This window comes from Streptomyces sp. NPDC044033, from assembly GCF_056434425.1.
Genome location: NZ_JBWKFF010000009.1, coordinates 138,666 through 159,539 on the forward strand (window position 1 = coordinate 138,666; position 20,874 = coordinate 159,539).

Below are 20,874 nucleotides of genomic sequence, written 5' to 3' on the forward strand. Positions count from 1 at the left end.
GCTCATCCCCCCATCACATCCGGAAGACGCCGTAGCCCGGCGCCGCGCTGTCCCGCTGGGGGAGTGGTGCGTTGGCGCAGGCGGTGAGGGCGAGCCCCAGCACCTGCCGGGTCTCCAACGGGTCGATGACCCCGTCGTCCCACAGCCGCGCCGTCGCGTAGTAGGCGTTGCCCTGGGTCTCGTACTGCTCGCGCACCGGGGCCTTGAAGGACTCCTCGTCCTCGGCGCTCCACTCCTCGCCGCGCGCTTCGAGCTGGTCGCGCTTGACGGTCGCGAGCACGGAGGCGGCCTGCTCGCCGCCCATCACCGAGATCTTCGCGTTCGGCCACATCCACAGGAAGCGCGGCGAATACGCGCGCCCGCACATGGAGTAGTTGCCCGCCCCGTACGAGCCGCCGACCACGACCGTCAGCTTCGGCACGCGCGTGCAGGCGACGGCCGTCACCATCTTCGCGCCGTGCTTGGCGATGCCGCCCGCCTCATAGCTGCGGCCGACCATGAAGCCGGAGATGTTCTGGAGGAAGACCAGGGGGATGCCGCGCTGGTCGCACAACTCGATGAAGTGCGCGCCCTTCTGGGCGGACTCGGAGAAGAGGATGCCGTTGTTGGCGACGATGCCGACCGGGTGGCCGTGGATGTGCGCGAAGCCGGTGACCAGCGTCTGCCCGAACTCGGCCTTGAACTCCGCGAACCGGGAGCCGTCCACTACCCGCGCGATCACCTCCCGCACGTCGTACGGCGTGCGGGAGTCGACCGGGACCGCCCCGCGCAGCCCCGCCGGATCGGCCTTCGGCTCCTCCACGGGCCGCACGGTCCACGGCAGCGCGCCGCGCGCGGGCAGGGTGGAGACGATGGTCCGTACGATCCGCAGAGCGTGCGCGTCGTCCTCGGCGAGGTGGTCGGTGACGCCCGAGACCTTGGAGTGCACCTCGCCGCCGCCCAGCTCCTCGGCGGTGACGACCTCGCCCGTGGCGGCCTTCACCAGCGGCGGCCCGCCCAGGAAGATCGTGCCCTGGCCGCGCACGATGACGGCCTCGTCGCTCATGGCCGGTACGTACGCGCCGCCGGCCGTGCAGGAGCCGAGCACCGCCGCGATCTGCGGGATGCCGGCGCCGGACATCCGCGCCTGGTTGTAGAAGATCCGGCCGAAGTGCTCGCGGTCGGGGAAGACCTCGTCCTGCATGGGCAGGAACGCGCCGCCGGAGTCCACGAGATACACGCACGGCAGCCGGTTCTCCAGCGCGATCTCCTGGGCCCGCAGGTGCTTCTTGACGGTCACCGGGTAATACGTGCCGCCCTTGACGGTGGCGTCGTTGGCGACGATCACCACCTCGCGGCCGGCCACCCGCCCGATCCCGGCGATCACCCCGGCGGCCGGGGCGGCGCCTCCGTACATCCCGTCGGCGGCCAGTGGTGCCAGCTCCAGGAACGGCGACCCGGGGTCGAGGAGCGCGTCCACCCGCTCGCGGGGCAGCAGCTTGCCGCGCGCGGTGTGCCGCGCGCGGGCGCGCTCGCCGCCGCCCAGCCGCGCGGCGGCCAGTTTCTCCGCGAGGTGGTCCGAGAGCTCGCGGTGTCCGGCCTCATTGGCCCGCCAGGCGTCGGACGCCGGATCGGCGGAGCTGGTCAGCACCGGCGCCTCGGCCAGGGCCCCGGGGTCGGCCCCCGGCGGGGATGCGGTCATCCGTACGAGCTCCCTTGCTCGGTGATGATCTTAGTTAGTGGTCGTTAACGCATTGCGTCCAGGTTAACGACCACTAACGCCGCTGTCTACAATTGATTTCATGACGACGCACGCCGCCGCCCCCACCCGCCGCGACCAGATCCTGAAGGAGGCCGCGCGCCTCTTCGCCGAGCGCGGTTTCCATGGTGTCGGGGTCGACGAGATAGGAGCGGCGGTCGGCATCAGCGGCCCCGGCCTCTACCGCCACTTCGCCGGCAAGGACGCCATGCTCGCCGAACTGCTCGTCGGCATCAGCGGACGGCTCTACGCCGGGGGCCGGAAGCGCGTGGACGCGGCGGCGGGGGACCCGGCGGCGCTGCTGGACCTGCTCATCGACGGACACATCGACTTCGCCCTGGACGACCGGGACCTGATCATCCTCCACGACCGCGAGCTGGACCGGCTGCGGGACAGCGACCGCAAGCTGGTGCGCCAGCTCCAGCGGCAGTACGTCGAACTGTGGGTCGACGCCGTGCGCGAGCTGCACCCGGAGGCCCCCGAGCCGCAGGTGCGCACCGCCGTCCACGCCGTCTTCGGCCTGCTCAACTCCACTCCGCACCTGAGCCGCCGGGCCTCGCTGCCCGGCCGCGCCTCCATGGCCGCGCTGCTGCGCCGCCTGGCGCATGGCGCGCTCGCGGCCGTGACGCCGTACTGATTCCGCCCCTGCCCCGGCCGCTGCCCCCACCCCCACTTCCGCCCTCTCTCCGCCCCCACCCCTGTCTCCGTCTCCGCGCCGATGGCCGCCGTGCCGTTCGACTCCGGACGGTCCTCTCACCTCTGGACAGCTTCGTGACCGGCGGGTAGCTTTTTCTGAGCAAGCGCTTAGCCAGTCCTGGCCGGCGCTACAGGCTCAGCAAGCCGATCCAGGGAGGCGTGCAGTGCGTCGCACGGTGTTCAACGAGGATCACGAGGCGTTCCGCGAGACCATTCGCGACTTCATCGCCGCCGAGGTCGTGCCCTACTACGACGAGTGGCGGGAGGCCGGCTGCGTCCCGCGTGACCTGTACAAGAAACTCGGCGAGCTGGGCATCTTCGGTATCGAGGTCCCCGAGGAGTACGGCGGCGCGGGCGAGACCAGCTTCAAGTTCACCGCGATCATCTCCGAGGAGTGCGCCCGCGCGGGCGTCAGCTTCGGCGGCTCCAGCGTGCACTCCGCGCTCTGCCTCCCGTACATCCTCAAGTACGGCACCGAGGAGCAGAAGCGGCGCTGGCTGCCCTCCTTCGTCTCCGGCGACCTGATGACCGCGATCGCCATGACCGAGCCCGGCACCGGCTCCGACCTGGCCGGTATGAAGACCACCGCCAAGCTCTCCGAGGACGGCACGCACTACGTCCTCAACGGCGCGAAGACGTTCATCACCGGCGGCGTACTGGCCGACCGGGTGCTGGTCTGCGCTCGTACCGCCCCGCCCACCCCCGAGGACCGGCGCGGCGGCATCTCCATCCTCGTCGTCGACACCGCCTCCGAGGGGTACGCGGTCGGCCGGAAGCTGGAGAAGCTGGGCCTGAAGACCTCCGACACCGCCGAACTGTCCTTCACCGACGTCAAGGTCCCGGTCGAGGACCTGCTCGGCGAGGAAGGCAAGGCGTTCGGCTACCTCGGCCAGAACCTGCCGCAGGAGCGGCTGAGCATCGCGGTGGGCGCGTACGCGCAGTCCGCTGCGGCCGTCGCCTTCGCCAAGGCGTACGTCGAGGACCGCACCGTCTTCGGCAAGTCGGTCGCGTCCTTCCAGAACACCAAGTTCGTCCTCGCCGACTGCAAGTCCGAGGTCGACGCGATGGAGGCCGTCGTCGACCGCGCCCTGGAGGCGCACGACGCGGGCGAGCTGACCCCGGCGGACGCCGCCTCGGCGAAGCTCTTCACCACCGAGCGCGCCGCCGTCGTCATCGACAAGTGCCTCCAACTGCACGGCGGCTACGGCTACATGATGGAGTACCCCATCGCCCGGCTGTACGCGGACACCCGCGTCAGCCGCATCTACGGCGGTACCAGCGAGGTCATGCGCTCCATCATCGCCAAGTCGATGGGGCTGTAGGCCGGGACGCGGACCGCTCGGCGGCCCCACGGCACGTCAACGGATACTCCAATGATGAACGAAGCACTGGAGTCCCTGCTCGAACTGCTCGACCTGGAGCGGATCGAGCAGGACATCTTCCGCGGCCGCAGCCGCTCCTCCGTGGTGCCGCGCGTCTTCGGCGGCCAGGTCGCGGCCCAGGCGCTGGTCGCCGCGGGCCGCACGGTCCCGGACGACCGCGCGGCCCACTCCCTGCACGCATACTTCCTGCGCCCCGGGGACCCCGGCGCGCCCATCGTCTACACCGTCGACCGCATACGCGACGGCCGCTCCTTCACCACCCGAAGAGTGGTGGCGGTGCAGCACGGGCAGCCGATCTTCCACCTCTCCGCGTCGTTCCAGGCGTACGAGGAGGGGCTGGAGCACCAGGTGCCGATGCCGAAGGCGCCCGACCCGCTCACTCTGCCGACGGCCGCCGAGATGCTGCCCCGGTACGCGGGCAGGGTCCTCAGTGAGGACGTCGTCGAGCGCCTGCTGGAGGCGCGGGCGGCCGTGGACCTGCGGTACGTGGACGCCCCGCCGTTCGCCAGCGTGGGCGAGCCGCGTGAGCCGAAGTCGCAGGTTTGGTTCCGTACGCACGGCAAACTGGACGGCGTCATCGACCAGCCCCTGCTCCACGTCTGCCTGGTCACCTACGTCTCCGACATGACGCTCCTCGACTCCGTGCTGCTCGCCCATGGGCGGGGCGGCTGGGCCGTCGGCGACGTCGTGGGCGCGAGCCTCGACCACGCGATGTGGTTCCACCGCCCCTTCCGGGCCGACGAGTGGCTGCTGTACGACCAGGAGAGCCCCACCGCGCAGGGCGGCCGCGGGCTCGGCAAGGGCAGCATCTACACGGCGGACGGGCAGTTGGCCGTCTCTGTCATCCAGGAGGGCGTGATCCGCGTTCCTCGTGGCCGGCGGTAGGTGCGCTGAAACGATTCCCCTGGTGGTGCGGCACGGGTCGCCCCCGGGCTTGCCCTGGGCCCGGACCCGGCTCCGGGTGCGTACCGGCCGCGCCCGGAGAGACCGAGGCGACGGCAGGCGGGGACGTGCTGCGAAGGCGGCGCGCGGCGGCGGACGGCGAGCCGCGCCGCCGCGGTCACGGCGGGCACACCGCGGTGACCGCAGGTCCGCCGCGGTCACGGCAGGTCGGCCGAGGTCACGGCCGGGTGGTCAGGACAGGCCCGCCGCGTGCAGCAGATACGCCGTCATCGGGTCGTAGAACCGCGGGCTGGTCACATGGTCGTCGAGCGGCACCGTCACCTGGAGCGTGCCCTCCGCCTCGCCGAGGAAGAGCGCCGGATCGTTGCAGTCCGCGTAGCCCACCGCGTCGATGCCGCGCTGGCCCGCGCAGCCCGCCCAGCCGTGGTCGGCGATCACCAGGTCCGGCAGTGGCCGGCCCTCGCGCGCGAGGCCGTCCAGGATCGCGGCCATCGGCTCGGGGGAGTGCGTGTGCCACAGCGTCGCGCCGCGCTCCAGCATGGCGACGTCCGCGAACTGGAAGACGAAGCCCTCGTCCGCCCGGAGCCCCTCCGGGATCACGACGATCTCGCAGCCCACGGCGCGCAGCGCGGCGGCCGTCGCCCGGTGCACGTCCAGCAGCCCGCCCGGGTGACCGGTCGCGAACAGCACCCGCTTCCGGTCCTCCGCGGCCTTCGCCAGCACGACCGCGGCCCGGTCCAGCGCGGCGACCGTCAGCTCCGGGTCGATGGTGTCCTGTCCGGCGCGGTGGTCCAGATCGTCGCTGACGCCGCACCGCTCCGCCATGACGGCCAGTACGTCCTGCTCGTCGCTCCAGCGGTCGCCGAGCTCCAGCCCCAGCCAGTAATGGCGGTCGCCGTTGGAGAGCTTGCGGTAGTGGTCGAGATTGTTCTCCCGAGGGGTCGCGACGTCGCCCGCGATGCGCGTACGGACGAGGTGGTCGATCAGTTCGCTGCGGCTGGGTATCGGCATGGGACCCATTGTCCCCCGTACCGGTTTCAGCTGGACGTGATGTCCATATGCGGTGGCCGGATCCACGGATACGTACATGTGCGGAATCCGTGCCGCTGCCTACGCTCGGTACGTTCCAGGCAGCGGCACCATCGTGCGCGCCCGCGCCCGTACCGTCGCGACCCCGGTCCGCCCCGACCCTGTACGAGAGGCCATCGCATGACCAGCCCCGCCCCCCGTGTCCCTCGCGGCCCCGTCGACTCCTCCCGCGTCCCGCGCTACGCCGGGCCCGCGACCTTCGCCCGGCTGCCCCGCCTGGACGAGGTCGGCACCGCCGACGTCGCCGTGGTCGGCGTGCCCTTCGACACCGGCGTCTCCTACCGGCCCGGCGCGCGGTTCGGCGGCAACGCGATCCGCGAGGCGTCGCGGCTGCTGCGCCCGTACAACCCGGCCCAGGACGCCTCCCCCTTCGCCCTCGCGCAGGTCGCCGACGCCGGCGACATCGCCGCCAACCCCTTCAACATCGAAGAGGCGGTCGAGTCGATCCAGGCGGCCGCCGACGACCTCCTGGACACCGGCGCCCGGCTGATGACCCTGGGAGGCGACCACACCATCGCCCTTCCCCTTCTGCGCTCCATGGCCCGTAAACACGGTCCGGTCGCCCTTTTGCACTTCGACGCGCACCTGGACACCTGGGACACCTACTTCGGCGCGGAGTACACCCACGGCACGCCCTTCCGGCGCGCCGTGGAGGAGGGCATCCTCGACACCTCGGCCCTCGCCCACGTCGGCACGCGCGGCCCGCTGTACGGCAAGAAGGACCTCGACGACGACGAGAAGATGGGCTTCGGCATCGTCACGTCGGCGGACGTCATGCGGCGCGGCGTGGACGAGGTCGCCGACCAGCTCCGCCAGCGCATCGGCGACCGCCCGCTGTACATCTCCATCGACATCGACGTCCTCGACCCCGCCCACGCCCCCGGCACCGGCACCCCGGAGGCGGGCGGCCTCACCTCGCGCGAGCTCCTGGAGATCCTGCGCGGCCTCTCCGACTGCCACCTCGTCTCGGCCGACCTGGTCGAGGTCGCCCCGGCGTACGACCACGCGGAGATCACCTCCGTGGCGGCGTCGCACACGGCGTACGAGCTGACGACGCTGATGTCCCGGCAGATCGCGGCGGCCCGTTCGTAGGGGTCTGACCTGCCTTGATCGCCCCGTAGGGGGAGCGGATGTCAGAGCCTGCGACTAGCCTGTGCCGCGTGAGGTGGACAGCATGCTGCTGAGGTTCCGAGTCGCGAATGTGCGCTCCCTGCGCGAGGAGCAGGAGCTGTCATTCGTCGTGCCGCCGGGAGAGGACGCTTCGGGCACGCGCGAGGTGATGCTGGCCGACGGCCCCCTCCGGGTGTTTCCGCTCATCGGAATCTTCGGCGCCAACGCGTCCGGCAAGTCCAACGTCCTGACATCGATGGCCCGGATGCGCGAAGCGGTGCTCAACTCGTATGCCCAGTGGGCGTCTTACGAGGGCACGCCGCGGGAGGTGTTCGCGCTCGACCCGGAGAGCAGGGACGAGCCGTCGTTCTTCGAGGTGGACGTCGTCATCGACGGGGTGCGCTGGACGTACGGGTTCGAGCTGGGGCCGGAGCGGGTGGAATCCGAGTGGGTGCACAGCTATCCGCACGGCAGGCGCCAGGAGTGGCTGGACCGGGACGCCTCCCGAGCCGAGCCCTATCGATGGCCGGGCAGCCGGGTCAAAGACCGGGCTCAGCTGGCCCGGCGCACCCGTCCCAACGCCCTGCTGCTCTCCACGGCCGGCACGGACAACCACCCCCAGCTGTCCCCGCTCTTCCACTGGTTCCGACGCAACCTCTGGGAGATCGGCCCGGAGACCGAGCGGCCGGAGCGCGAGGCGTTCACCGCTCAGCGGCTCACGGGTGAGCAGGGCGAACGGATCAGGGAGCTCCTGCGCGTCGCCGACCTCGGGATCACCGGCGCCGAGGTCCGGCAGGGAGACGGGGTCGCGTCGGTCCGGTTGACGCACCGGGCGGCCGACGGCGAGGTGCCGTTCGACTGGGCGCTGGAGTCCTTCGGCACCCGCTCGTGGTTCGCGATGCTGGGGCCGATGCTGCTGGCCTTGGACGGGGGCGCGGTCCTCCTCGTCGACGAGCTGGACGCCAGTCTCCATTCGCGTTTCGCCGCCGAGGTCATCCGGATCTTCCAGGACCCGGACTCCAACCCTCACGACGCCCAGCTCGTGTTCACCTCCCACGACGCGACGGTCCTGAGCAGCCCCAGCGGTGAACGGCTGCTGGAGCCGGCCCAAGCCTGGCTGACCGAGAAGGACGAGGCCGGAGCGACTGAGCTGTACCCGCTCAGCGCCGCCTCCCCCGGCGAACAGGAAGACCTGATGACGTCCTATCTGGCGGGGGTGTTCGGCGGCGTTCCCTCGCTCCTGGAGGGGCAGATCGCCCGTCGGCTGATGACCGACGAGCGCGGGAGCGGCACGGGATCGGCAAAGGGGGCGCGGGCCTGATGGCGCGTACAAGGGGGAAGCCGGATTTCTCGTCGTCCCCGACGTCCCGCCGCAAGCGCAGCCGAGCCGTGTACGTCTTCACCGAGGGCAAGGTGACGGAGCCGGAGTACATCAGGTACGTCTGGAAGCAAGGCACCCCCAAGGACCCGGCGCTCACGGTCGAGGTGCATATCGCCAACGCCAAGGACGACGGCTCGCGCAGAATGCCGCTCGACCTGGTGGACCGGGCCATCGCCCTCCAGCGGGAAAAGGCAAGGGAGGACAAGAAGGCCGAACTGCCGTCCAAACTGCGGACACAGGTCTGGTGCCTCTTCGACCACGACAACCACCCTGGCGTGGACGCGGCTCTGGCCCGCGCGGAGAGCCAAAATCTTCCGGTCGCCTTCTCGCACCCGTGTTTCGAGCTCTGGCGTGTCCTACATCTGAAGGCGGCCAGCGGAAGCTTCGGCGGCGTGTGCGGCTTGGCGGAACAGCGGCTGCCCGCCGACTGGCACAAGGCGCCCGGCGGGATCAAGGCCGTGCTGCCGGAGCAGGTCAAGGGGCATTACGAGGACGCCAAGGCGCGCGCTCTGAAGATGAACGCCGAGCACCCCGGCCACGCGCCGCGCCACAAGCGGGACCCCTACACCGACGTCTACGAATTCGTCGAGAAGGGTCTGGGAATCACCTCGTACTGACCGAAGTGCCCAGTCCCTGGCAGCGGTTCCTCGTGCCATCTGTCCGGCGGCGTTCCGGGTGAGAATGGCCCTCCGCCATACTGATTCATTTCTTCACACCAATGCGAGCTTCATTGACGTGAAGCATCCACAACTTTATGTTCGCTGCGGTGACGACCCCCTCACGCGCCACCCAATGGATCGCCCCCCTCCTCGCGGGCGTTCTCGTGGCCGCGCTCCCCCCGGCGGCCTCCGCCGCTCCGGCCGGCCCCGCCGTGTCCGCTCGCACTGCCGCTACCCCCCACGCCGATCCCTGGAAACTGACAGCCACGCATATCGACCCGAAAGACAGCCACCACGCCTACGTCGGCAACGGCTATCTCGGCCAGCGCGTGCCGCCCGCCGGAGTCGGTTATGCGGCGAGTGGCGACAAGACGGGGTGGCCGTTGTTCACTCCGCGCTATGACGGCTCGTTCGTCTCCGGGCTGTACGCGCACAACCGGGCCACCACAGAGGACCGGCAGGTCATCGCCGCCATCCCGACCTGGACGCCGCTCACCGTCAGCACTGGCGGGGGCCGTGGCGAGACGTTCACCGCCGCTACGCCCATCGGCCGGATCTCCCACTACCGTCAGGATCTCGACCTGCGGCGCGGGCTGGTCACCACCTCGCTGACATGGACCGCGGCCGACGGCAGGGCCACCGACCTGGTGTACGACGTCATCGCCGACCGGACCGACCCGCACGTCGGTGCCGTCCGGCTGCGGATGACGCCGCGGTGGAGCGGTGAGGCCACCGTCACCGACCTCGTCGACGGGCGCGGGGCGCGGCGCGTCTCGCAGACCGGTGGCGGGGCCCGTTCCGGGGGCGGTGTGCGTACGGGGGACCGGCGGTCCATGGCCGTGACGTTCCGTACGGACGGGACGCGCACCGACGGAGCCGTCGCCTCCACCTTGCGGGCGGGGGCGGAGGTTCGTACAACACATGAACAGACGGCCGATGAGGCGCGGGATCTGAGCGTGCGTCAGGCCCGTACTTTCCCCGTCCACGACGGACACGGCTACGAGTTCGTCAAGTACGTCGGCGTCGACACCGCCCTCACCTCGCGCGCCCCCGAGCGCGCCGCCCTCGACGCCTCACGGCGCGCCGCCGACCGCGGCTGGCACGCGCTGTTCGCCCGGCACGAGGCCGCCTGGCGCGAACTGTGGCGCAGCGACATCGAGGTGGCGGGCAGGCCCGCGCTCCAGTCGTGGGTGCGGTCCGCCGAGTACGGGCTGCTCGCCAGTACGCGGCCCGGTTCGGCCGACAGCATCGCCCCCGCCGGGCTGTCCAGCGACAACTACGGCGGGCTGGTCTTCTGGGACGCCGAGACCTGGATGTACCCCGCCCTCCTCGCCGCCCACCCCGAACTCGCCAAGTCCGTCGTCGACTACCGCTACCGCACCCGCGCCGGGGCCCGCGCCAACGCCAAGAAGCTCGGCTACCCCGGCCTCTTCTACCCCTGGACCAGCGGCAGCCGGGGCGGCCTGTGGACCGAGTGTCACAGCTGGGAGCCGCCGCACTGCCGGACCCAGAACCACCTTCAGAGCGATGTGGCCCTCGCCGCCTGGCAGTACTACCTCGCCACCAAGGACACCCACTGGCTGCGCGAACGCGGCTGGCCCGTGATCGAGGGCGTCGCCCGGTTCTGGGCCGGGCGCGCCACGCGCAACGCGGACGGCACCTACTCCGTCAAAAACGTCGCCGGGCCGGACGAGTACAGCAACGGCGTCGACGACGGCGTCTTCACCAACGCGGGCGCGGCCACCACCCTGCGCACCGCCACCCGCGTGGCCGCGCTCCTCGGCCGGAAAGCCCCCGCGAGCTGGAATTCCATCGCCGGCAAGCTGCGCATCCCCTACGACGCGAAGAAGCAGGTCTTCCAGCAGTACGACGGCTACCGCGGCTCGGTCATCAAGCAGGCGGACACCGTGCTGCTGATGTATCCGCTGGAGTGGCCGATGACCAAGCGGGCCGCGGCCGCCACCCTCGACTACTACGCCGCCCGCACCGACCCCGACGGCCCCGCCATGACCGATTCGGTGCACGCCGTCGACGCCGCCGCGATCGGCGAGCCCGGCTGCTCGACGTTCACCTATCTGCGGCGTTCCATCGAGCCGTTCGTACGCGGCCCCTTCAAGCTGTTCTCCGAGGCGCGCGGCGAAAAGGCCGGCGCCACGGACCCGCTGTCCGGCTCCCCGGCCCAGGACTTCGTCACGGGCAAGGGCGGCTTCCTCCAGGTGTTCACGCACGGCCTGACCGGGCAGCGGCCGCGCGAGGACCGGCTGCACCTCGACCCGATGCTGCCGCCGCAGCTCGCCCGGGGCGTCACCCTGCGCGGGCAGCGCTGGCAGGGCCGTACGTACGATCTCGCGCTCGGCGCGCACCGCACCACCGTGACGCTGACCCACGGCGCGCCCTTCGAGATCGAGAGCCCGCACGGCACGCGGACCGTACGGGCGGGCGCCCCGGCGGTGCTGGAGACCCGGCGGCCCGACCTCGCGCCGACCGGCAACGCGGCCAGGTGCCGGGCGGCTTCGGCGAGTTCGGAGCAGCCGGGGCAGTACGCGGCCGCCGCCCTCGACGGCAACCCGGCCACGGCCTGGGTCCCGAACGCCGCGACCGGCACTCTCACCGCCGACCTCGGCCGCGCCGTGCGCCTCTCGGCGGTCACGCCGCGCTGGACGGCCGTACGGCCTGCCTCGTACGAGGTCCGTACGTCGCCGGACGGGCGGCACTGGAGCGCTGCCGGGCGGGGTGCGGCGCCCGGCGCTGTCCGCTACATCAAGGTGACGGTCCACTCCGCGGACGTCAAGAAGCCGGCGGGGATCGCCGAGTTGGAGGCGGAGAAGTAGCGGGGGCGGCCCTCGTGGGGCACGGTCCTTGAGCTACACCATGGTGTTCTCCTCCACCAAGCTGTACACAATTCTTATACCGGTATTAGTATCGCGGGCATGGTGCGCACCCCTCTCACCGAACTCGAACACGAACGCGGCCGTCACCTCGGTGCCCTGCTCCGGCAGGCCCGTGGCGGACGCAGCATGGCCGAGATCGCCGCCCTCGCCGGAATCTCCGCCGAGACCCTCCGCAAGATCGAGACCGGCCGGGCCCCGACCCCCGCCTTCTTCACCGTCACGGCGCTGGCCACCGCGCTCGGGCTGCGCCTGGACGAGCTCGCGGCGCAGTGCGCGGCCGTCACGCTGCCGGACCCGCCGGGGCTGTCGGAACTGCCCGGCCCGCCGGGAGTCGCCGGCCGGCCGGTCGCTGCTTGAGACGGGCGTCCCGCCGAGTGTGCGGTCGCGCCTGAACCGGGTGCTCCGCCGGGTGTGCGGTCGCGCCTGAACCGGGTGCTCCGCCGGGCGTGCGCCCACGCCTGGACCGGGCGTCCCACAGGACGTGCGCTCACGCCCGAAACGGGTGTTCCGCCGGGTGTGCGGTCAGTCGGGCCGCGCGCGGTCCCCGGCTGACCGCGCGATCCCTCGCACCCCTTGCGGCACACGGCGCACACGCCCCCGCCCCCTGCCGCCGTGTCGACTTGTTGCCACGGATTGTTGCCGCAGGATGAAATCCGCACGCCAGAGTGTTGCAGCCTTCCGGAAGTGGACGCCGGTGGGAGGACTCGGGTGACGGCACAGGACACAGAGCAAGGCTGGGCGCGGCGGCTCACGCGTCACTGCTGGCGGTACCGGCGCAACGTACTGCTGGCCCTCGGCTCCTCGCTCGGCGGGATGGCCGTCACCGCGCTCGTACCGCTCGTTCCCAAACTGATCATCGACGACGTGATCGGTTCGCACAGCCGGCCGCTCGCCCCCTGGGCGACGCTGCTGGTCGTCGCCGCGGTCGCCGTCTACGCCCTCACCTACATCCGCCGCTTCTACGGCGGGCGGCTCGCGCTCGACGTCCAGCACGACCTGCGCACCGAGATGTACGAGTCCATAGCCCGGCTCGACGGCAGACGCCAGGACGAGCTGTCCACCGGCCAGGTCGTCGGCCGCGCCACCAGCGACCTCCAGCTGATCCAGGGCCTGCTCTTCATGGTGCCGATGATGATCGGCAACATCCTGCTCTTCATCATCTCGCTCATCGTGATGGCCACACTCTCCCCGCTGCTGACCGTCGTCGCCCTCGCCGTAGCCCCCGCCCTCTGGTTCCTCGCCAACCGCAGCCGCACCCGGCTCTTCCCCGCCACCTGGTACGCGCAGGGGCAGGCCGCCGCGGTCGCGGGCGTCGTGGACGGCGCCGTCACCGGCGTCCGCGTCGTCAAGGGCTTCGGCCAGGAGGAGCAGGAGGCCGGCAAGCTCCGCGAGGTCAGCCGCCGCCTCTTCGCGGGCCGGCTGCGCACCGTACGGCTGAACTCCCGCTACACCCCGGCCCTCCAGGCCGTGCCCGCGCTCGGCCAGGTCGCCATGCTCGCGCTCGGCGGCTGGATGGCCACCCGGGGACAGGTCACGCTCGGCACGTTCGTCGCCTTCTCCACGTACCTCGCGCAGCTCGTCGGGCCCGTGCGGATGCTCACCATGATGCTGACCGTCGGGCAGCAGGCGCGGGCCGGCGTGGAGCGCGTCTACGAGCTCATCGACACGGAACCGGTCATCAAGGAGCGCCCCGACGCCATCGAGCTGCCGCACGACGCGCCCGCCACGGTCGAGTTCGACGACGTGTCCTTCGGTTACGCGAAGGCGTCCCAGGAAACGGCCGAAGGAGGAGCGGAAGACGGGCCCGTCGCCGTCGAGCACCCCGTGCTCGACGGGTTCTCGCTGCGCATCGAGGAAGGCGAGACCGTCGCCCTCGTCGGCGCCTCCGGCAGCGGCAAGTCCACCGTCTCGCTGCTCCTGCCCCGCTTCTACGACGTCACCGGCGGCGCCGTGCGCGTCGGCGGCCACGACGTACGCGACCTGACGGCGGCCTCGCTGCGCGGGGTGATCGGGATGGTGCCCGAGGACAGCTTCCTGTTCTCCGACAGCATCCGCGACAACATCGCGTACGGGCACCCGGACGCCACCGACGAGCAGGTGCGCGCCGCCGCGCGCGCCGCGCAGGCCGACGGCTTCATCAGCGCCCTGCCGCAGGGCTACGACACCGAGGTCGGCGAACAGGGCCTGACCCTCTCCGGCGGCCAGCGCCAGCGCGTCGCCCTGGCCCGCGCGATCCTCACCGACCCCCGGCTGCTGCTCCTCGACGACGCCACCTCGGCGGTCGACGCGCGGGTCGAGCACGAGATCCACGAGGCGCTGCGCTCCATCATGGCGGGCCGCACCACGCTCCTCATCGCCCACCGCGCCTCCACCCTCGCCCTCGCCGACCGCGTCGCGGTCCTGGACGCGGGCGTCCTCGTGGACATCGGCACGCGGGAGGAGCTGGAGGAGCGCTGCGAGCTGTACCGCAGGCTGCTCACGGACCCGGAGGAGCTGGGCGCGGGGGACCGGGCCCGTACGAGCGCCGCCGCCGCGTCCGATGACGGCCCGGGGACCCTCGCGGCCGCCGGCGGTTTCGGCGGCGAGGCGTCGGCCACGGGCCTCATCGACGCGCCTGACGTGACCGCTGCGGCCGCCCCTCCGATGGAAGCGGAAACCACGGCCGACGCCGACCGGGAGGCCCCCGGCCCCGTCACCCCCGAACTGTGGGTGCGCCCCGACGCCGCCGCATCCTCCTCATCTGGTCCTGCCTCCGCCGACAGCGCCCTCGCCGGAATGCCCGCCACGCCCGACCTCCTCGCGAAGGTGGCCGCGCTGCCGCCCGCCGACGATGTGCCCGACGTGGACGAAGCGAGGGCCGCACGTCCCGAGGAGTCGTACGGGCTGCGCCGGCTGCTGCGCGGTTTCGGCAAGCCGCTCGCCGTCAGCCTGGCGCTCGTGGCTGTCGACGCGGTGGCCGGGCTGCTGCTGCCCGTACTGATCCGGCACGGCATCGACCAGGGCGTACAGCGCCTGGCGCTCGGCGCGGTGTGGGTGGCGGCCGGGCTCGCCCTGCTGGTGGTGCTGGTGCAGTGGGCGGCCCAGGTCGGCGAGACGCGGATGACGGGACGCACCGGTGAGCGGGTGCTCTACGCGCTGCGCGTGAAGATCTTCGCGCAGCTCCAGCGGCTCGGACTCGACTACTACGAGCGCGAGCTGACCGGCAAGATCATGACGCGGATGACGACCGACGTCGACGCCCTGTCGTCGTTCCTCCAGACCGGTCTGATCACCGCCGTCGTCTCCGTGCTGACCTTCTTCGGCATCCTCGTCGCCCTCCTCGTCATCGATGCCGAGCTCGCGCTCGTCGTCTTCGCGACACTCCCGCCGCTCATCGTCGGCACGGTCTTCTTCCGCCGCCAGAGCGTCAAGGCGTACGAGCTGGCGCGCGAGCGCGTCAGCGCCGTCAACGGCGACCTCCAGGAGAGCGTGGCGGGGCTGCGCGTCATGCAGGCGTTCCGGCGGGAGGGGATGGGCGCCCGGCGTTTCGCGGAGCGCAGTGACGGGTATCGGCGGGCCCGAGTGCGCGGTCAGTTCCTGATATCGGTGTACTTCCCCTTCGTGCAGCTGCTCTCCTCCGTGGCCGCCGCGCTCGTGCTGATCGTCGGCGCGGGACGGGTCGGCGCGGGCACCCTGACGGCGGGCGCGCTCGTCGCCTACCTCCTCTACATCGATCTGTTCTTCGCCCCCGTGCAGCAGCTCTCGCAGGTCTTCGACGGCTACCAGCAGGCGAGCGTCTCGCTCGGCCGCATCCAGGAGCTGCTGCGCGAGCCGACGACGACGCCGCTGGCACGGGAGCCGCGCGATGTCCGGGGGCTGCGCGGTGAGATCGTCTTCGACGGCGTGCGCTTCCACTACGGATCGGGCGAGGAGGCGGAGGAGGCGCTGTCCGGGATCGATCTGACGATCCCCGCCGGGCAGACGGTGGCGTTCGTCGGCGAGACGGGCGCGGGCAAGTCGACGCTCGTCAAGCTCGTCGCCCGGTTCTACGACCCCACCGCGGGCGCCGTCCTGGCCGACGGCGACGACCTGCGCGACCTGGACCCGACCGCCTACCGGCACCGGCTCGGCGTGGTGCCGCAGGAGCCGTACCTCTTCCCCGGTACGGTCCGCGACGCCATCGCGTACGGGCGTCCCGACGCGAGCGACGCCGAGGTCGAGGCCGCCGCGCGGGCGGTCGGCGCGCACGGCATGATCGCCACGCTGGACGGCGGCTATCTGCACGCGGTCACCGAGCGCGGCCGCAACCTCTCCGCCGGCCAGCGGCAGTTGATCGCCCTGGCCCGCGCCGAACTCGTCGACCCGGACATCCTGCTGCTCGACGAGGCCACGGCCGCCCTCGACCTGCACAGCGAGGCGCTGGTCAACCAGGCCACGGACCGGCTCGCGGGCAAGCGCACCACCCTGGTCGTCGCCCACCGGCTGACCACGGCGGCGCGCGCGGACCGGGTGGTGGTCATGGACCACGGGCGCGTCGTGGAGGACGGCACGCACGACGAACTCCTCGCGGCGGACGGCCGGTACGCGCACCTGTGGCGGACCTTCACGGGTGAGGCGATCCCGGTGTGAACTCCGGCGAGTCCTGCCGGTGGGGACTCCGGCGCGGTCCTACCGCTGTGAACGGCGCGGTCCTACCGCTGTGAACGCGGGCGAGCCCTCACCGGTGCGCGTACCGGCAAGCCCTCACCAGTGCGCGTACCGGCGAGCCCTCCCCGGCGTGACCGAGCGCCCTCCCCGGTGTGACCGAGCGCCCCTCGTCCCATGATCCCGCCCCCGCCAGGGGTAGTCGGGGCGGGTGGTGTCCCGATAGGTTCACGGCGATCTCTGTGAACCCAGGGGACCCCAGGGGAGGGCGAATGCGCAAGGCACTCAGATGGCTGCCGGTGTTCGCGGTGCTCATAGGCACCGTGGGCGCCGGCACCGCACCGGCGGGAGCGGCCACCGCCGCGGAGCCGGACATCAAGGAACGCGTCCTGAAGGTACCCGGGATGAGTTTCGTCGAGGAGAAGCCCTACGCGGGCTACCGCTATCTCGTGTTCACCTATGACCAGCCGATCGACCACCGCCACCCGTCCAAGGGGACGTTCAAGCAGCGCTTCACCCTGCTGAACAAGTCCACGGACCGGCCGACGGTCTTCTTCACCTCCGGCTACAACGTCTCCACGACGCCCAGCCGCAGCGAGCCGACCCGCATCGTCGACGGCAACCAAGTCTCGCTGGAGTACCGCTACTTCACGCCGTCCCGGCCGCAGCCCGCCGACTGGTCGAAGCTCGACATCAAGCAGGCCGCCGACGACCAGCACCGCCTCTACAAGGCGCTCAAGCCGATCTACACCAAGAACTGGCTGGCCACGGGCGGCAGCAAGGGCGGCATGACGGCCACCTACTTCCGCCGCTTCCACCCCGACGACATGGACGGCACCGTCGCCTACGTCGCGCCCAACGACGTGGTGAACAAGGAGGACTCGGCGTACGACCGGTTCCTCGCCACCGTCGGCGACAAGGCGTGCCGCGCGCAGTTGAACTCCGTCCAGCGCGAGGCGCTGGTGCGCCGCGGCGAGATCGTGGCCCGCTACCAGAAGTGGGCCGGCGCGAACGGCAAGACCTTCCAGGTCGTGGGCAGCGCCGACAAGGCGTACGAGAACGTCGTGCTCGACCTGATCTGGGCGTTCTGGCAGTACCACCTGCAGAGCGACTGCGCGAGCGTCCCCGCGACCGGCGCCTCCACCGATGAGCTCTACAAGTTCATCGACACGATCTCGGGCTTCGACGCCTACACCGACCAGGGCCTGGAGAAGTACACGCCGTACTACTACCAGGCGGGCACCCAGCTCGGCTCGCCCAGCTTCAAGTCCCCGCACCTCAAGGGGTTGCTGCGGTATCCCGGGAGCTACCAGCCGCGCTCGTACGTGCCGCGGGACATCCCCATGAAGTTCAAGCCCGGCGCGATGCGCGACGTCGACCGCTGGGTGCGCAACGACAGCGAGCGGATGCTGTTCGTGTACGGGCAGAACGACCCGTGGGGCGCGGAGCCGTTCCGGCTCGGCAGGGACGCGGCGGAGCGCCACGACTACCGCTTCTACGCCCCAGGCGGCAACCACGGCTCGAACATCGCCCAGCTCGTCGCCGACCAGCGGGCCAAGGCCACGGCCGAGGTCCTCGACTGGGCGGGCGTCGCCCCGGCCGCGGTCAAGAAGAACGAGAAGCTGGCGAAGCCGCTCGCGCCGTACGACGCGAAGCTGGACCGGCAGACGCTCGACCGGGAGCAGACCCTGCGCCCGTGACACCGTGAGGTGTGGCGTCGTACGGCCGCCCGCCGCCCCTACCGGCGGCGGGCGCAGCCGACCGGGTCCTCGCCGCCCACCCGCACGTACAGCGCGGTGGACGGCGGGCACGCGGCGCGGGCGCGGACCGTGTGCGTCACCCGGTACTCGGGGGCCCGCGCCCCCGACCCGTCGCAGGCCGTCTCCTTCACCACGCCGGGCCGCTCCGCGTAGACGCAGTCACCGGCGACGGTCAGCGGTCCGCCGCCCATGCCGGGGTCGCCCGGGTGCGGCGGCTGAAGGCCGCGCATGCAGGCGTAGCCCTCCGGAACGCTCCGCTCCTCCGAAGCGCCCCTGTTCAGCGCGGTGATGTGCAGAACGAAGTCGGTGGCGTCCGGACAGCGCGGCCCGCTCTCCCGGGGGCCGTTGTGCCGGGCGAGCACCCGCGCCGCGGCCCGTTCGCTGGTGCACGGCACCTCCGTGAAGGACGTACGTCCGCGGGTGCTGCACTCGCCCCGGCCCAGGAAGAGCGCGCCGTAGCCCGAGGGCTGCCGGGCGGAGGCACTGCCGGTCCCCGCCCCGGACCGTCCGGGCTGCTGCTGACAAGCCGTCAGTATCCCGGCCGCCAGCGGCAGCAGCAGCGCCAGCACCGCGAACGGCGGCATGCGGCGGCCCATGATGTCCCCCATCCCCCGACCTGTACGCCGCCAGCGTGGCCCGCCGGGCGGGGCGCACGCCAGGCGTGCGGGGAGCTTCGCACCCCGGAGCGGGGTGCGGGACGGGGCGGGGCGTACGGTCCGTACGGCCGGTTCAGTACCGCAGGCCGTGCCCGATCGGGTAGAGGACGCGGCCCGGATCGTCCGCGCGCGGTACGGACACCGGGAGCCTGCCGTACGGACGGGTCTTCCCGGCGATGACCCGGGCGGCGGCCCGCAGCTCCACATCGGTCCAGCCGTAGGCGGCCACCGACGCGCCGACGCCGCTCAGCCGCGCGATGTCATAGGGGTTGCGGATGGCCACCTGGACGACCGGCCGGCCCGTGGCCGCCAGCTCCGACACCAGCGCACGCTGCGAGGACCCGGCGGTGACGTTGTACGTGGCCACGATCACCGCGTCCTTGGTACGGGCCGCCGCGACCGCCGCGTCGATCTGCGCCCGGCTCGGGTCGGGCTTGGTGCCGGTGCCCGTGGACAGCGCGGTGGCCGTGAAGCCCAGCTCGTTCAGGGCCGTGGCGAGGACGGAGGTGGGCGGGCCGCCGGTGCCGGAGGGGGCGGCCGGGTCGACTCCGACGACGAGAAGTGAACGCCGTCGTCTCCGGGAGAGTGGCAGCAGCTTGTCCTTGTTGACGACAAGGGTGGTGGTGCGGTCCGCGATCCGGTCGGCCTCGGCCAGATGGGAGCGGACCCCGACGGCGCGGTCCACGTCGTGGCGGCCGGCGTACGGGTCCTTGAACAGCCCCCTGCGCATCTTGAGTTCGAGGATGCGGCGCAGTGAGGCGTTCAGCCGCTCCCCGCTGATCTCGCCGCCGCGCACGGCGTCGAGCACCGCGTTCCAGGCGACCGGGAGGTTCGGCGGGTTGAGCAACTGGTCCACGCCCGCCTTGAGCGCGAGGACCGCCACCCGCGCGTCGCCGTACTTCTTGCGCACGCCCTCCATGGCGAGCGAGTCGGTGATCACGACGCCGTCGTAGCCCAGCCGCTCGCGCAGCAGACCGGTGAGGATGGGGTGGGAGAGCGTGGCGGGGTCGCCGCTGGGGTCGAAGGCCGGGAAGACGATGTGCGCCGTCATGACCGAGTCGACTCCGGCGGCGATCGCGGCCTTGAACGGCGGCGCGTCCAGCCGCTCCCACTCGGCCTCCGTATGGGTGATCACGGGCAGGTCCACATGGCTGTCGGTGCCGGTGTCCCCGTGGCCCGGGAAGTGCTTGACGGTGGCGGCGACCCCGGCCGACCGGAAGCCCCGGACCTGCGCCGCGACCAGGCCCGCGACGGCCTGCGGGGAGCTGCCGAAGGACCGTACGCCGATGACGGGGTTGGCCGGGTCGACATTGACGTCGGCGTCCGGCGCGTAGTCCTGCCGGATGCCCATGGCGGCGAGCTCGGCCCCGGAGATCCTCGCGGCGTCGCGGGCGTCGGCGCGCGAGCCGTTCGCGCCGAGTGCCATGGCGCCGGGCAGCAGCGTGGCGGGGGCGCCGATGCGGGCGACGGCGCCGTGCTCCTGGTCCGTGGAGATGAGGAGTGGGACGGGCGTGCGCTGGGCCAGGCCCGCCCGCTGGATGCCGTTGGAGAGGGCGGCGATCTGGTGCGGGTCGTGGGTGTTGTGCGCCCAGGCGAAGTAGATGATGCCGCCGACGTGGTACTTGGCGATGAGTTCGGCGGCGCTGGAGACGCCGATCTCCTTGCGGTTGGCGGCGGCGTCGGCGGGGGCGGGGTCGGTCGCCGAGGCCCCGTAGATCCGCATGACGAAGAGCTGGCCGACCTTCTCCGGCAGGGACATCCGGGAGATGAGCGCGTCCGCGCGGGCGCGTCTGCCGCGTTGCGCGGCGGTGGTCATCTCAGGGGCCTCGGCGGCCGCGGTGCTCCCCGTGCCGAGGGTCAGGGCGGCGAGGGCGGTGGTCGCGGAGGCGGTGAGCAGCGAGCGGCGGGAGGTGGGGTGGGACACGTGTGCTCCTTCCGGAGGCCAAGTGGCGCGCGCCGCCGCGGGGGTGGTCCGCGGGCGGCGCC

The 20,874-nt window shown here is 71.9% G+C and carries 14 protein-coding genes; 10 read left to right on the forward strand and 4 right to left on the reverse strand.

Features of this window, described 5'->3' with window-relative positions:
• Positions 1 to 13: 13 nt before the first annotated feature.
• On the reverse strand, positions 14 to 1,645 hold the full coding sequence (locus tag AC07AB_RS18185) for a carboxyl transferase domain-containing protein (RefSeq protein WP_478567873.1): 1,632 nt from the start codon (positions 1,643 to 1,645) through the stop codon (positions 14 to 16).
• A gap of 136 nt (positions 1,646 to 1,781) precedes the next feature.
• Between AC07AB_RS18185 and AC07AB_RS18190 the strand changes: the two genes are divergently transcribed.
• The 3 genes from AC07AB_RS18190 to AC07AB_RS18200 all read left to right on the forward strand — a co-directional run bounded on the left by AC07AB_RS18190 (position 1,782) and on the right by AC07AB_RS18200 (position 4,701).
• Positions 1,782 to 2,375, forward strand: a complete 594-nt coding sequence (locus AC07AB_RS18190; RefSeq protein WP_478567482.1) for an SACE_7040 family transcriptional regulator — start codon at positions 1,782 to 1,784, stop codon at positions 2,373 to 2,375.
• Between the two features lie 223 nt (positions 2,376 to 2,598).
• Positions 2,599 to 3,756, forward strand: a complete 1,158-nt coding sequence (locus AC07AB_RS18195) for an acyl-CoA dehydrogenase family protein (RefSeq protein ID WP_478567484.1) — start codon at positions 2,599 to 2,601, stop codon at positions 3,754 to 3,756.
• Between the two features lie 54 nt (positions 3,757 to 3,810).
• Entirely contained in the window at positions 3,811 to 4,701 is an 891-nt protein-coding gene (locus AC07AB_RS18200; RefSeq protein ID WP_478567486.1) for an acyl-CoA thioesterase, read from the forward strand.
• A gap of 249 nt (positions 4,702 to 4,950) precedes the next feature.
• Here the strand turns inward: AC07AB_RS18200 and AC07AB_RS18205 are convergent, their stop codons facing one another.
• A complete protein-coding gene (locus AC07AB_RS18205) occupies positions 4,951 to 5,730 on the reverse strand; it encodes a phosphatase (RefSeq protein WP_478567488.1) in 780 nt (259 codons plus the stop codon).
• A 198-nt stretch (positions 5,731 to 5,928) separates the two neighbouring features.
• Between AC07AB_RS18205 and speB the strand changes: the two genes are divergently transcribed.
• The 7 genes from speB (at position 5,929) to AC07AB_RS18240 (ending at position 18,172) form a co-directional block, all read left to right on the forward strand.
• Entirely contained in the window at positions 5,929 to 6,900 is a 972-nt protein-coding gene (gene speB / locus AC07AB_RS18210) for an agmatinase (RefSeq protein WP_478567490.1), read from the forward strand.
• An 82-nt stretch (positions 6,901 to 6,982) separates the two neighbouring features.
• Entirely contained in the window at positions 6,983 to 8,239 is a 1,257-nt protein-coding gene (locus tag AC07AB_RS18215; protein ID WP_478567492.1) for an AAA family ATPase, read from the forward strand.
• Entirely contained in the window at positions 8,239 to 8,916 is a 678-nt protein-coding gene (locus AC07AB_RS18220) for an RloB family protein (RefSeq protein WP_478567494.1), read from the forward strand. Before AC07AB_RS18215 ends, AC07AB_RS18220 begins: the two co-directional genes overlap by 1 nt.
• A 137-nt stretch (positions 8,917 to 9,053) precedes the next feature.
• Positions 9,054 to 11,789: a discoidin domain-containing protein gene (locus AC07AB_RS18225; protein WP_478567496.1), complete on the forward strand. Its 2,736-nt coding sequence runs from the start codon at positions 9,054 to 9,056 to the stop codon at positions 11,787 to 11,789.
• A gap of 99 nt (positions 11,790 to 11,888) precedes the next feature.
• Positions 11,889 to 12,206: a helix-turn-helix domain-containing protein gene (locus AC07AB_RS18230; RefSeq protein WP_478567498.1), complete on the forward strand. Its 318-nt coding sequence runs from the start codon at positions 11,889 to 11,891 to the stop codon at positions 12,204 to 12,206.
• Positions 12,207 to 12,557: 351 nt separating this feature from the next.
• Positions 12,558 to 16,457 (forward strand): ABC transporter ATP-binding protein, encoded by a 3,900-nt coding sequence (locus AC07AB_RS18235; protein ID WP_478567501.1) that lies wholly within the window; start codon positions 12,558 to 12,560, stop codon positions 16,455 to 16,457.
• A gap of 287 nt (positions 16,458 to 16,744) precedes the next feature.
• Positions 16,745 to 18,172, forward strand: coding sequence for a S28 family serine protease (locus AC07AB_RS18240; RefSeq protein ID WP_478567504.1), 1,428 nt, complete (start codon positions 16,745 to 16,747; stop codon positions 18,170 to 18,172).
• A 38-nt stretch (positions 18,173 to 18,210) separates the two neighbouring features.
• Here the strand turns inward: AC07AB_RS18240 and AC07AB_RS18245 are convergent, their stop codons facing one another.
• Both AC07AB_RS18245 and AC07AB_RS18250 read right to left on the reverse strand, forming a co-directional pair.
• Entirely contained in the window at positions 18,211 to 18,840 is a 630-nt protein-coding gene (locus AC07AB_RS18245; protein ID WP_478567507.1) for a hypothetical protein, read from the reverse strand.
• Positions 18,841 to 18,961: 121 nt separating this feature from the next.
• Complete coding sequence (locus AC07AB_RS18250) at positions 18,962 to 20,812, reverse strand: glycoside hydrolase family 3 protein (protein ID WP_478567510.1); 1,851 nt, start codon at positions 20,810 to 20,812, stop codon at positions 18,962 to 18,964.
• Between the last annotated feature and the right edge of the window lie 62 nt (positions 20,813 to 20,874).